At 63.5% G+C, this 12,889-nt stretch carries 10 protein-coding genes; 1 reads left to right on the forward strand and 9 read right to left on the reverse strand.

The annotated features are described in order from the left end of the window. Nucleotides 1-5: 5 nt before the first annotated feature. The 4 genes from glmS to AAFP29_RS15690 all read right to left on the reverse strand — a co-directional run bounded on the left by glmS (nt 6) and on the right by AAFP29_RS15690 (nt 4,050). On the reverse strand, nt 6-1,868 hold the full coding sequence (gene glmS / locus AAFP29_RS15675; RefSeq protein ID WP_419218323.1) for a glutamine--fructose-6-phosphate transaminase (isomerizing): 1,863 nt from the start codon (nt 1,866-1,868) through the stop codon (nt 6-8). A gap of 18 nt (nt 1,869-1,886) precedes the next feature. Beyond that, the gene (locus tag AAFP29_RS15680; RefSeq protein WP_419218324.1) at nt 1,887-2,801 is read right to left on the reverse strand and encodes a dienelactone hydrolase family protein; all 915 of its coding nucleotides are present in this window, start codon (nt 2,799-2,801) and stop codon (nt 1,887-1,889) included. 314 nt (nt 2,802-3,115) lie between these two features. Then, nucleotides 3,116-3,769 (reverse strand): hypothetical protein, encoded by a 654-nt coding sequence (locus tag AAFP29_RS15685; protein WP_419218325.1) that lies wholly within the window; start codon nt 3,767-3,769, stop codon nt 3,116-3,118. Then, entirely contained in the window at nt 3,769-4,050 is a 282-nt protein-coding gene (locus AAFP29_RS15690) for a hypothetical protein (RefSeq protein WP_419218326.1), read from the reverse strand. The genes AAFP29_RS15685 and AAFP29_RS15690 overlap by 1 nt, the downstream gene beginning before the upstream one ends. Before the next feature lie 75 nt (nt 4,051-4,125). On the opposite strand from AAFP29_RS15690, the gene AAFP29_RS15695 reads away from it, so the two are divergent. Beyond that, nucleotides 4,126-5,010, forward strand: coding sequence for an SDR family NAD(P)-dependent oxidoreductase (locus tag AAFP29_RS15695; RefSeq protein WP_419218749.1), 885 nt, complete (start codon nt 4,126-4,128; stop codon nt 5,008-5,010). A 54-nt stretch (nt 5,011-5,064) separates the two neighbouring features. On the opposite strand, the gene glmM is transcribed toward AAFP29_RS15695, so the two are convergent. The 5 genes from glmM to eccCa all read right to left on the reverse strand — a co-directional run bounded on the left by glmM (nt 5,065) and on the right by eccCa (nt 12,843). Then, nucleotides 5,065-6,417: a phosphoglucosamine mutase gene (glmM, locus tag AAFP29_RS15700; protein ID WP_419218327.1), complete on the reverse strand. Its 1,353-nt coding sequence runs from the start codon at nt 6,415-6,417 to the stop codon at nt 5,065-5,067. A gap of 4 nt (nt 6,418-6,421) precedes the next feature. Continuing rightward, complete coding sequence (rpsI, locus tag AAFP29_RS15705) at nt 6,422-7,003, reverse strand: 30S ribosomal protein S9 (RefSeq protein WP_419218328.1); 582 nt, start codon at nt 7,001-7,003, stop codon at nt 6,422-6,424. Beyond that, nucleotides 7,000-7,443: a 50S ribosomal protein L13 gene (gene rplM, locus AAFP29_RS15710; RefSeq protein ID WP_419218329.1), complete on the reverse strand. Its 444-nt coding sequence runs from the start codon at nt 7,441-7,443 to the stop codon at nt 7,000-7,002. The genes rpsI and rplM overlap by 4 nt, the downstream gene beginning before the upstream one ends. Nucleotides 7,444-7,648: 205 nt before the next feature. Next, nucleotides 7,649-8,818 (reverse strand): type VII secretion-associated protein, encoded by a 1,170-nt coding sequence (locus AAFP29_RS15715; protein WP_419218330.1) that lies wholly within the window; start codon nt 8,816-8,818, stop codon nt 7,649-7,651. Continuing rightward, nucleotides 8,815-12,843, reverse strand: a complete 4,029-nt coding sequence (gene eccCa / locus AAFP29_RS15720) for a type VII secretion protein EccCa (protein WP_419218331.1) — start codon at nt 12,841-12,843, stop codon at nt 8,815-8,817. The genes AAFP29_RS15715 and eccCa overlap by 4 nt, the downstream gene beginning before the upstream one ends. Nucleotides 12,844-12,889 lie beyond the last annotated feature (46 nt).

Consider the following 12,889-nt stretch of genomic DNA (forward strand, 5'->3'; position numbering starts at 1 on the left):
GCCGCCTACTCGACGGTGACCGACTTGGCGAGGTTACGCGGCTTGTCGACGTCGTAGCCGCGGGTTGCGGCGACCGTGGCCGCGAAGATCTGCAAGGGCACCGTCGACACGAGCGGTTGCAGAAGCGTCGGCGTCTTGGGTATCGCGATAAGGTGGTCGGCAACCGCAGCGGCTCCATCGTCGTCGGCCTCGGCAATGACGATGGTGCGGGCACCACGCGCCTGGATTTCCCGAATATTGCTGACCATCTTCGAATGCAATACCGCGCGTCCTTCTCGAGATGGCATCACGATGATCACCGGCAGACCATCCTCGATCAATGCGATCGGGCCGTGCTTGAGTTCGCCGGCTGCGAAACCCTCGGCATGGATATACGCCAACTCTTTGAGTTTGAGGGCACCTTCGAGGGCAACCGGATATCCGACGTGCCGGCCGATGAACAACACGGTGTCGGCCTGCGACAGATCACGTGCGAGTTGCCGGACCGGTTCCATCGAGCGCAGTACATCGGCGATGACATCGGCCATCTGCTCCATCGCCTCGAACTCGCGCGCCACCTCATCCGCATATTTCGTACCGCGCGCCTGCGCGAGTGCGAGTCCGACGAGATAGGCGGCGGCGATCTGCGCCAGGAAGCATTTGGTCGAGGCGACCCCGATTTCCGGTCCGGCATGTGTGTAGAGCACCGCATCGGACTCGCGTGGGATTTGAGCGCCATTGGTGTTGCAAATCGCTAGAACTCGAGCGTTCTGGTCCTTCGCGTGCCGCACCGCTTCGAGGGTGTCAGCGGTCTCGCCGGACTGCGAGATGGCCACTACCAGCGTCGAGCGGTCGAGCACCGGGTCCCGGTATCGAAACTCACTTGCCAGCTCGACCTCGACCGGGATCCGCGTCCAATGCTCGATGGCGTATTTCGCGAGAAGTCCCGCGTGATAGGCCGTTCCGCAGGCAACCACGAAAACTTTGTCGATATCGCGAAGGTCGTCGTCGGAGAGCCGCTGCTCGTCGAGGACGATCCGTCCATTCTCCAAATGGCCGGACAATGTGCTCGCCACGGCTTCAGGCTGCTCGGCGATCTCCTTCTCCATGAAGAAGTCGAAGCCGCCCTTCTCGGCCGCAGCCAGGTCCCAGTCGATATGGAACGGCTTCCCGGCGCTGGGAGTGCCGTCGAAATCGGTGATCGTATAGCTGTCAGCGGTGATGACGACGACCTGATCCTGACCGAGTTCGACCGCCTCGCGGGTGTGTTCAATAAAGGCGGTCACGTCGGAACTGACGAACATTTCCCCCTTGCCGACACCGACGACCAGCGGCGTCGAGCGGCGCGCCGCGACGATCGTGTCCGGGTGATCGGAATGGGTGAAGACCAAGGTGAATGCGCCCTCTAGTTTCCGGAGCGCGGCATAGGCACTCGCCACGAAATCCCCGGCATCGGCGCCGCCCGCGTACTCCTGTTCCACCAGATGTACGGCGGTCTCGGTGTCGGTATCCGAGGCGAATTCAATGCCGCCGTTCTCCAACTCGGCCCGCAGCGGCGCATAGTTCTCGATGATTCCGTTGTGTACGACGGCGATCTTGCCATCGGTGCTCACATGCGGGTGGGCGTTACGGTCGGTCGGCTGACCGTGGGTGGCCCATCGGGTGTGTCCCATCCCGGTGTGTCCGACGAGCGCATCACGCCCAACCGCGGCGAGCTGCTTGTCCAGATTCTCCAGCCGGCCGGCCTTCTTCTCGATCGCGGTGCGACCGTTGCCGTCGAGTATTGCTACGCCAGCGGAGTCATAGCCCCGGTATTCCATCCGCCGCAAAGCCTCGACAACCACGTCGAGGGCATCGCGCTGACCCACGTATCCGACGATTCCACACATAGGTGTTCAGGGTACCCGTCACTTAGTCGCGGAACGCTTCGACGCTTTCGCTCCGATGAGTTTTGAGAACTGATCCCTGGTGTCGGTCTCCGGCTCGGTCAGATCGACATACTCGACCCTGCCCAGGGTCTCGTCGGGATCGGAGAACGCCTGATACTCCGGGTCGCCCCCCAACGTATGAAGCAGAAATCCGGTGAGGATGGCCCTGACCTGCGCATGTGTCTTTCGATCGACCCCGTTCAGACCAATGAGCGACTTCACCGAGCGCTTCTCCAGCAGGCCGCGGTCATCGGCGTCGGCGATGGTGCGCAAACTCACGTCGCCACCGAGTGCCTGTGCGAGCGGTAACGCATTGGCGGTGACCGTGTTGAGGTCCGTGCCGGCCGCGATCACCGTCGCCGGCGCCGTGACCGATGCCGCCGCCGGAAGCAGGATCGAGGTTGTCGGGGACGGGAATACCGCGGCGACACCGCGGACCTGCGGCGGCCGTTGCCCGAGAAGTACCTCATCGCTGGCCGCGAGTACCGCAGCCGACGCACCGAAACCGTGTCCGGCCAGTCCCAACTTGTCGCGGCTGACCGTCAATCCGCCAAAGCCCAACGGCACGTTTCCGACGGCCAACAGGGTCGCACGCAGATCGGCGGCCAGAGCCGCGTCGGATGCGAGCGGACCGCTCTGTCCGTCCGGGGCCGCCACGACGATTCCCCACGACGCCAAATGGAAAAACAGATCCCGGTAGCGGGCGCTGTCCGCGAGCCAGGCGTGACCGAATGCCACCGCGGGAAGTTTGGTGCCCGAATCCGGCGTGAACACCTTGCCGGAGATGCCGACGAAGCCGAGGTCACCCCGCAGCACACGATGAGGCCCTCGACGCGTCAACTGCGTCATCAGCGCTGCCGGCGATTGCGATGGGCCCTTCTTCTTCCCGAACACGGGCTTAGCCTATACGGCGCCAAGCGGGTTGAGCCGGTAAGCCGGGAGTAGCGGTGTGGGTCACGGCCCTAATGCTCATCCACGTCGATGCGGACTGTCGTGCGCTAGGTCAGCGGGCAAAAGAATCTGGGGCGGTAAATCGACGCATTCGGCGGCGGCGCGCAATCGCTCACAGAGCGCGTGATCTCGGTCAGGCATCGCCTGATCTGCGTCCTGACGCATGTCTGTGCGCTCTGGTCGCGCTCGCGTAAACGTATGGAGTGCGGCGCGGAGGTCATCGGTGTGTCGGCGCGCCGCGGGCGAAATCCGATCGGTCATTGATCACCCGCCAGTGCCAATTCACCCGACGACATGGTCACGTCGATACCGACCAGCTCGGCGAGAATATCCCGCACACCACGACGCCCGATTGCCGTAGCGGTAGTGAAAAGTCTGACGCGCGCAGCGATCTCATCGGCTACCACGGCTGAGCGCAATGCCCCGGCACTGAGCGCGGCGGGCACAGACGGCAACGCGTGTCCGACAAGAGTCGGTTCGGAGGCTTGTTCCAATGCCTGGAAGACGTTCTGCAACAACAGTTTCAGTCCAGCAAGTGCCGGGGTGGCAGCGGCCGCCGCTGCGGTCAGCGTCGCCAGTTCGGTGTCTCGATCGAGCAGCTGGGAATCGACGGCTGCCGACGCGGCACCACCTGCTCCCCCACGCCAAGACGTGGAGATCGGTCGCGCGGCGACCATGTCGGTGGCTACGACGTAGTCCTGGTGTGCCCCGACCACTGCGTCGAGATCGCGCAGAATACGCGGAATATCAAGGTCGGTCAGAAAGTCGATGGATCGGTCGATGGTTGTGGCATCGGGAAACGGAGCGCCGACGGTTGCGGCTACCGGAGCGAGCTCGCGGAATACCGCGACCCGCCCCACGACATCGACTACCCGATCGGCCAGTTCTGCGGCACCGAGGGAAATCGTCATCAGTTCCCCCAACTCAGATCGGCGTCGACCAGACGCTTTGCCCCACTCGACAGACGATTGCTCAGCCCTTCGGCGGTCGAGGCGTATCGCTCGAGTTCATCGGCCGCCTGCGCTGCCAGCCGCGCGAAAGACGCTCCAAAAGCGGCGATCTCCGCATCGACACCCCACTCTCCGACCCGGTCACCACGCAATCGCGTGGCCACTGCAAGCAGCGATGTCGCTTGATCCTGGTATGTCCGCGCTATGGTGACTACTCGCTCGGCATCGATCCACACACTCATCGTCCTTAGACGCAGCGGCCGCTCGTTTTGGTTCCACCGAAGTCCACAAATCTTCGTGGCCGGACTGTCGCTACCATTGCTGGCGTGGCTTTCCGACTTATGAACTCACTGACCAGCTTGGTTTCCGACCGCGTGACGTCGGCAGGCCTACAACGATCCTTCACACTCGGTGATCTCACCGATCTTTCCGGGGCCCGTCCGCTCGACGGCCGTCATGTGTTGGTCACCGGCGCGTCCTCGGGTGTCGGTGAGGCAACCGCTCACGCATTCGCATCGGCCGGCGCACGGGTGACCCTGGTCGCCCGGACCGCGGAGACACTGGCCGCGGTAACCGACGAGATTCGCGAATTCGGCGGTGCCGCAGACTATCTCACCGGAGATTTGGCCACCGAGGATGGCGTTGCCCAACTTCTGGATGAGATCACCGCGGCCGGCGTCCCCGATATCGTCGTGAACAACGCGGGCCGGTCAATCCGACGCAAGGTTCTCGACGCGACTGATCGCCTGCATGATTTTCAGCGGACGATGGCGATCAACTACTTCGGCCCGGTCCAACTGACCCTTGGTCTTCTGCCGACGATGGTCGAACGCGGACACGGGCAATTCATCAATGTCGCCACCTGGGGTGTCGCGAGTGGTGCGATGCCTAAGTTCGCGGCCTACGCTGCTTCCAAGGCCGCCGTGGCGACCTTCGGACGCAGCCTCGCCGCCGAACTCGACGGAACCGGCATCGCGATCTCGACGATCTACTTCCCACTGATCCGCACGCCGATGATCGCCCCGACCGCCGACTACGACTCACAGCCGGCACTGACCAGCGACGAAGCGGCCGAGTGGATTTTGCATGCCGCACGGCATCGGCCACTTGAGGTCATGCCGCGCTACGCGAAGGTCCTGCGTTCGATCACGGCGATCTCGGCTCCGGCCTCCGACGGCCTGGTTGCCAAGTCCTTCATCTGACCGCTGAAACCGCGCCGGCTAGCGACTGCGGGACAGCGCCTCGGGGAGGCCGGATCAGGCTCGACTATCGAGGGCCGCGACAACTTCGGCGATCCGCTGCGCGGTGCCATGCGCGGCCTCGGGCGTCGTCGCCTCAACCATCACCCGGACCAAATGCTCGGTACCCGACGGGCGCAGGAGCACCCGGCCGAATTCACCCAGCTCCGCCTCGGCGTCGGCGACTGCCTGTTTCACCGAAACAGCTTGCGCCACAGCATGTTTGTCGGTAACCGCGACATTGATCAGTTCCTGCGGCAGCACTGTCATCACCGACGCGAGGTCGGCGAGACGCCGGCCGCTGCGCGCGATCTGCTCCATCAGCAACAGGCCGGTCAAGATGCCGTCACCCGTGGTCCCCGCCCCCGGCACCACGATGTGCCCCGACTGCTCGCCACCGAGCGAGTAGCCGCCCGAACGAAGCTCTTCGAGAACATAGCGGTCGCCAACGGCAGTGGTGCGCAACGTGATTCCCGCTTCGCGCATCGCGATATGCAGGCCGAGATTGCTCATCACGGTGGCTACCAAGACATCGTCGCGCAATCTGCCCGCTTCGGCCATCGCGGTAGCCAGAATGGCCATGATGATGTCGCCGTCCACGATAGCGCCGGTCGAATCGACGGCCAGGCATCGGTCGGCGTCGCCGTCGTGGGCCAGTCCCAGGTCGGCGCCATGCTCCAGCACCGCGGCCTGCAACTTGCCCAAATGCGTTGAGCCACAACCTTCATTGATGTTCAGGCCGTCAGGTTGGGCATATATCTCGATGACGGTGGCACCAGCTGCCTCGTATGCACGGGGGCCCAACTCCGATGCCGAACCATTCGCACAGTCGACGACGACGGTGACGCCGTCGAGCGGATGAGAGATCTGCTCGGCCAGATGAGCAAGGTATCGATGCTGGGCATCGGGTGCGTCGCGCAATCGCCCGACGCCCGCGCCGACTGGACGCGTATGCGTCAGATCACCGGCGAAGACCGCTTCGATGCGATCCTCGACGGTGTCATCGAGCTTGTGGCCACCGGGACCGAAGATTTTGATGCCGTTGTCGGGCATGGGGTTATGCGATGCGGAGATCATCACGCCGAACGCGGCGGAATAGTCGGCGGTCAGATAGGCGACCGCGGGGGTCGGCACCACACCGACCCGAATCGCGTCGATTCCTTCGGCGGCGAGGCCAGCGCATACCGCGGCCTCCAGCATCTCACCGGACGCTCGGGGATCCCGTCCAACGACGACGGGGGGATGATCGGTTTTTCCTGGGTTGCCCAGAACCTGCGCGGTGGCCGCGGCCAGGCGCAACGCGATCTCTGGGGTGAGATCGGCGTTGGCCCGGCCGCGAACTCCGTCGGTTCCGAAGAGCCGCGAAGACAACGCGTCAGCGCTTGCTGTACTGCGAAGCCTTGCGGGCCTTCTTCAGGCCGTACTTCTTGCGCTCCACAGCACGCGGGTCGCGAGTGAGGAAGCCTGCCTTCTTGAGCGCCGGACGATCGTCGGGGGTGACCTCGATCAGGGCACGGGCGATGGCCAGACGCAGGGCGCCGGCCTGACCCGAAGGTCCGCCACCGGAAAGCTTGGCGAAGACGTCGAACGATTCGGTGCGTTCGACGGTGACCAGCGGGGACTTCACGATCTGCTGGTGCACCTTGTTGGGGAAGTAGTTCTCCAGCGAACGGTTGCCGTTCAGGGTGAACTCACCGGTGCCGGGGACCAGGCGTACGCGGACGATTGCTTCCTTACGACGTCCGACCGTCTGGATCGGGCTATCGAGTACAACCGGCTCACGCGGGATCGAGGGAGTTTCTTCGACAGCCTCTTCGCTGTAGTCGTCGGCACCTTCGACAGCCTCTTCGACGTACTCGGCGGCTTCGGTCACGGCCTCGTCAGCAACCTCGACGGCTGCTTCAGCGTTTTCCACAGCCTCTTCGACGGCCGCGTCGTTGACGTTTTCCTCGGTCACTGGGACACCTGCTTGATCTCGAAGGGGACGGGGCGCTGAGCCGCGTGGGGGTGGTTGGGGCCTGCGTAGACATGCAGTTTCGACGCCTGGGCACTGCCAAGCTTCGTGTGCGGGAGCATGCCCTTGACCGCGGCCTCGACGAGACGATCCGGGCGGGTCTCCAGAATCTCACCGACCGAGCGGGACTTCAGGCCACCGGGGTGTCCGGAGTGGCGGTAGATGCGCTTGTCGTCGCGCTTGTTGCCGCTGATGGCGACCTTTTCCGCGTTGATGATGACGACGAAGTCGCCGCCGTCCATATGCGGTGCGTAGGTGGGCTTGTGCTTGCCACGGAGCAGATTCGCGGTCTGCACGGCGAGGCGGCCAAGCACCACGTCGGTGGCGTCGATGACATGCCACGTACGCGTGATGTCACCGGCCTTCGGGGTGTAGGTAGACACAGTTGGTCCTCAACTCTTGTCGATGTGGTTGCTGGTCAAGTGCGTTCGGCCAGATGATTCCCGGCGACCAGTGGGGACCCGGGGCCTGCGTTATCGTGCGCCGACCTGGACGGAAGGCAAACGATGCCATGCACCAGCGATCCAGATTACGCGATCAGGCAGGTCAGGTTCAAATTGGTGCTGACGTGCACGACGATCGCCCGCCTCAGTCGATCGTCGCCGAGCCAACCGCCGCCGCACACTCGGCGTGCATCGCCTGGGCGTCTGAACCCCCCTGACACCCGATACTGACTTGTAAATCATGTTCCACCAGCACGTACCAGGCAATCGGCACCCCGGATGCCGGCGTCTCGCGATAAGCGATCACATCCCGGCCGCCCATACGCATCGACGGCGCGAACTCGACGACCGCGTTGTCGCCGCGCTGGGCGATCTTGTTCGCCAGGCTGCGAGCCACCGAGTCGGGGGTCGAGCCCGCGCGAACCGTCGTCTGCACGACAATGATGCGCCGTCCGTCGTCGCGTCGCACAAATACCGCCCGCGCCACCTCACCGCTACCCATCGACTGCTCCGCACGGTTCCAGCCGGACGGAATTACAACTGCCACTCGACCGACCCGCATCGACTCGGGGGCCGACAACGAATGCCCCGACCGGACCCCGCCGACGATGGCGGTCGCCGCGATCACCGCCGCGATCGTGGCACCGGCCAACACCCGCCGACGGCGGCGACCTGCCGGTGCGGCAGCCTCTTCGGTCCACGGTTCGGCAACGTCGAGCCGACCTTGTGCCGGACCGGGATCGGCGCCATATCGGACTACAAGGTCGGTGTCGACAGCGAGGATCCGGCCGATACCGGTGTGCATGCGCAGCCAGTCGAGTGCGTCACTCGCGGTCGGATCGTCGACAAGGATGACGGCGACATCGTCATACTCGCCGCCCGGCCACGAGTCCGAGTGCAGATCCAGCGGCAACGTAGTGACGAGTTCCCACCCATGAACATTCCGGACCAACCTGTGCGCCAACGGATTTGCTTCGCGGATCGAACAGCCGGATACACCGAACTCGACGACAACGCAGGCCGAGCAGGCCAGATCGGTGTGGCTTCGCGCAATCGCGATCGCCCTGGGTACCAAGACAATTGGCCGGTCCAACGTCCCCAGAATACTGAGCAGCCGCGTCCGACGCGGTTCACCCCACACCGTTGGCACGGTCATCACCAGTGGCAGGCAAGAGGTCGCACTGCCGCAGATCAGTGCGCTCACCGACGCATGCCAAGCCCGCGACGCAGCCGGAGTCGACGCGTCGTCGACCTCCCACGCGACCTGATCAGCAGCAAGATCGACGACCCTCGGCAGATCGACGGCAAACGTCATGGTGTGCCGAGGTCGTCTGGCGGATAGGCGATGTGAATCATCTCCGGCGGCCTGCTTCGACTGATCAATTCGCCGCGACCGGGTACCAAGCGCTTTAGTCGTGACTGCCCGACGATGTAACCCTCGTCGCGGTCTCCACTCATCAGCAACGTGTCGGTGGAGAGGTCACGCAAGCGCGCGATGACCGGGTCGAACAGTGCACGTCCGACACCGCCGGAGCGCCGTACCAAAATCAGGTGCAGTCCGATGTCCCGGGCGTGTGGCAGCAGATCAAGCAAACTCAACAGTGGATTGCCCGAAGACGTCGCGACCATGTCGTAGTCGTCGACGAGAACGTAGATCTCCGGCCCCGTCCACCAACTGCGTTCACGCAACTGAGCAGGTGTCACGTCGTCGGCGGGCAGTCGACCGGTGCAAATCTCGGCGAGTTCGGTCAACATCGCCGATGCCGACGACGACGAACTCGCGTATCCGGCGACGTGATCGCCTGCGATCAAACCCAACATCGTGCGGCGGTAGTCGATGATCACCAGCTTTACTTGTGCCGCTTCGGAATCGGCGACCAACCCGGTCGCGATCGTGCGTAGCAGAGTCGTCTTGCCGTGCTCGACATCGGCGAACGCTACGAAATGCGGTTGCGCGGCGAAGTCGAGAACCACTGGCGCCAAGTCAGATTCACCGATCCCGATCGCTACTCTATTCGGACCCAACATGATTCGGGCATCTCGCACGGCCAGCGCCAGTGTCCCAGAATCGATCTCGCTGCCGAGCAGCCGCACGCGTGGAGCGCGGCGCTCTGGGTAGATGGCGGCGATCGCATCCACCCCGGCCGCCACTCCCGAACTCAACGTCGCGACGTCGCCCGTTCCGTCGAAGCGGGGCAACGCCGTCAACGTGTGTAGATTACCGGCCGTGATTCCGCGGCCAGCCCGATTCTCTGGGACCAAAAGTGCCGCACCCCTGCTTAACTCCGAATCCATCGCGTCACCCAGCTTCAGTTCGATGCGCGTACCGAGCATGTCTTTGATCGCGGGACGGATCTCGGCCCAGCGCGATGCACTGATAATGACGTGCACGCCGTAGGACAAGCCCTCGGTGGCGAGGGAAGCGACGGCGTCATCGATGGCTTCCCATTCACCACGGAGTACCCCAATCCCGTCGAAGACTAGGAACACGTCACCGAATCGGTCGCCTTCAGTTTCGGGGGCACTCGCGGCCAACCGGGCTCGGTAGTCGCGCATCGACTCGATTCCGTATGACGCGAACCGTTGTTCGCGGTCACGCATCACCGCCGTGAGTTCGGCGACGGTGCGCCGAATCGCGTCGGGATCGGCGCGTGTTGCCACCGAGCCGACATGCGGCAGGCCAGCCAGCGATGTCAGCGTGCCACCGCCGAAATCGAGGCAGTAGAACTGGATCTGCTCGGGGCTGTGGGTGGCAGCGGCCGACAACATCAGTGATCTGATCGCCACCGACTTGCCGGCCTGCGGGCCACCGACCACCGCGACATTTCCTGCCGCACCGGATAGGTCGATCAACAGCGGATCGCGACGTTGGTCATAGGGACGATCGACCACCCCCATCACGACACGCAAAGTGGCGACGTCAGCTGCCGGCGCGGCCGGCAGCACCCCGAGATGATCGAGAGTCGGCGGCTCATCTAGTGGAGGTAGCCACACTCTGTGCGCGGCCGGTCCACGGCCGATCATCTGTCCGACCAACGTCTCGAGCACCGACGGCCCCAATGGTCGCGTCGACAATTCTGGGTGAATATCTGTTGTGGTGGTAACTGATTCACGAGTCTCGGCCACCGCGGATACGTCGGCTTGATCGGCCACCGGCAACGCGGTGAACATGAGCAACCGCACCGATGCGGCGGTCGAATGTGGCATACCGTCTGGTGCACTCGGCCCGACGTTTCGCGGTAGATACGGACCTGACACGTAGCCGGCCTTGAACCGTTGAACTTGCCCCGAATCGCATTTGAGGTATGCCGAACCCGGATCACTGGGCAAATGATAGGCGTCCGGCACGCCGAGCACGGACCGAGATTCGTGCGCGGAGAAGGTCTTCAGACCGATCCGATACGACAGATGAGAGTCCAGCCCGCGCAGCTTCCCCTCTTCCAACCGCTGTGACGCGAGCAATAGGTGGATATGCAGCGATCGCCCCAATCGGCCGATCGCCACGAACAGTTCGGCGAAATCTGGCTTCTGCGAAAGCAATTCGGAGAATTCGTCGACCACGATAAATAGTGCCGGCAGCGGCGCGAGCGGAGCACCGGCCGCTCGCGCCCGTTCATACTCTCCGACATTCGCGAAGTTGCCCGCCGCGCGCAACACCTCTTGGCGTCTATTCATTTCACCCGAGAGCGCGTCGCGCATCCGGTCTACCATTTCCAATTCTTGTTCGAGGTTGGTAATCACCGCCGCGACATGCGGCGCGGCGTCGAGCCCGAGAAATGTTGCGCCACCTTTGAAGTCCACCAGGATGAGATTGAGTTCGGTCGGCGAATGGGTGGTTATCAGTGCTACCACCAGGGTGCGCAAGAACTCCGACTTGCCCGACCCGGTCGCCCCGATACAGAGTCCGTGCGGCCCCATCCCACCTTCCGAGCTCTCCTTGATATCTAGTTCGACAGGCAAGCCATCGGGAGTGCAGCCGATCGGGACACGGAGTCGGGCGCCAGGGTCCCTTCCCCGCCAGAATGTCTCGGGGAAATATGCCGCCGCGTCACCGATACCCAATAGTCCCAACAGATCCGGATTCACCTCTCCGGGTTCGGCATCAAGGTCGACCAGGACGGTCCCGCGGGTCAGGTGATATCGGGCGAGTTGTCGGGCCATCGCTTCGGCGTCGGCGATGGTCAACTGGTCGACATCGGCGAATTCTTCAATTCCCGATGCGCTGCGTGCGGCGATTCTGTTGTCCCGCACCATGAGCTGGATGCCTCGGCGACTGCCCGGCCCGACATCGGGGTTGACCAAGTCGATCACCGTGACTCCGTCGGTACCCACCTCGTTGACCAGTCGCTCGGAGCCGTCTATGTAGCCGTCATCGAGGATGACGACAAGCTGCGGTGTGGCGTGTACCGGCGACGATCTACTGAATCGACTGCGTTGGTTGAGTTCGTCGGCAAGCGCATCCTCTAACTCCGCCAGTCCATGCCAGATCATCCGGACCGGCCCCAGTGCATCCCGGTCAGCGGGATGGCCAACGTGCGGGAGCCATTTGGCCCAATCCCAGTATTCGGCGAGCGGGTCCCGGGTGACGATCGCAACGCGCAACACGTCGGGCGCGTGGAAGGTGCACAACTCAATGATCATGGCACGCAACAGCGCTCGCGTCTCAGCCTGGCTGCCGGAGATGCCGATGGTGCCGAACCCACGCATGGAGATCGCCGTCGGCAGTTGGTGTACCACCGAGTGCGTACGCACGAACCGCCGTAGCGCCACCATCGACACCGGTTCCAAATCCTCTGGCGGACCTATCTCCGGCGGGTTGAGCCGGGTAGCCAGCCGCTGCGATCCGACTCCGAGCCGAACATGACCGAAGTCTGGGTCTGACTCGGTTCGCTCCCACATCCGGCGCGTACCGATCACCTCGACCAGCGCCGTCGGAGCAGGGTGTGACCAGGTCATGGTTTCCCGCTGAGCGGTCTCGGTGTCGCGTACCTCAGAACGCAACTGTCCCAGGTATCGGAAGTAGTCTTTGCGGTCCTCATTGAGTTCAGCCGCAGGTTTCGCACCGCTGCGATTTCCGGCGAACATTCCGAACATCGACATCAGCATCATCATCGGGAACATCAGGAACAGTGGATTCTCCAGAACATTGCGACCGCCGGTGACGAACATCAACGCGATCATCCCGACCATAGCGACTACCATTACCGCCGGCAGCAGTTTTAGCAAGACATTTCCGGGAATATTTCGTGAAATCTCGGGCGGCGCAGCAATATTCACCTCGCCCGCCGGGGCCCGCGGGACTACCACACGTGGCCGCCGTACATACCCTTGAGTCGTCATGAATCTCCCCCCGTCGCCCAGTGTCACCTACCCGCCCGTCGGCCAT

The sequence above is a fragment of the Gordonia sp. CPCC 205333 genome (genome assembly GCF_048537885.1).
Classification (GTDB): Bacteria; Actinomycetota; Actinomycetes; order Mycobacteriales; family Mycobacteriaceae; genus Gordonia.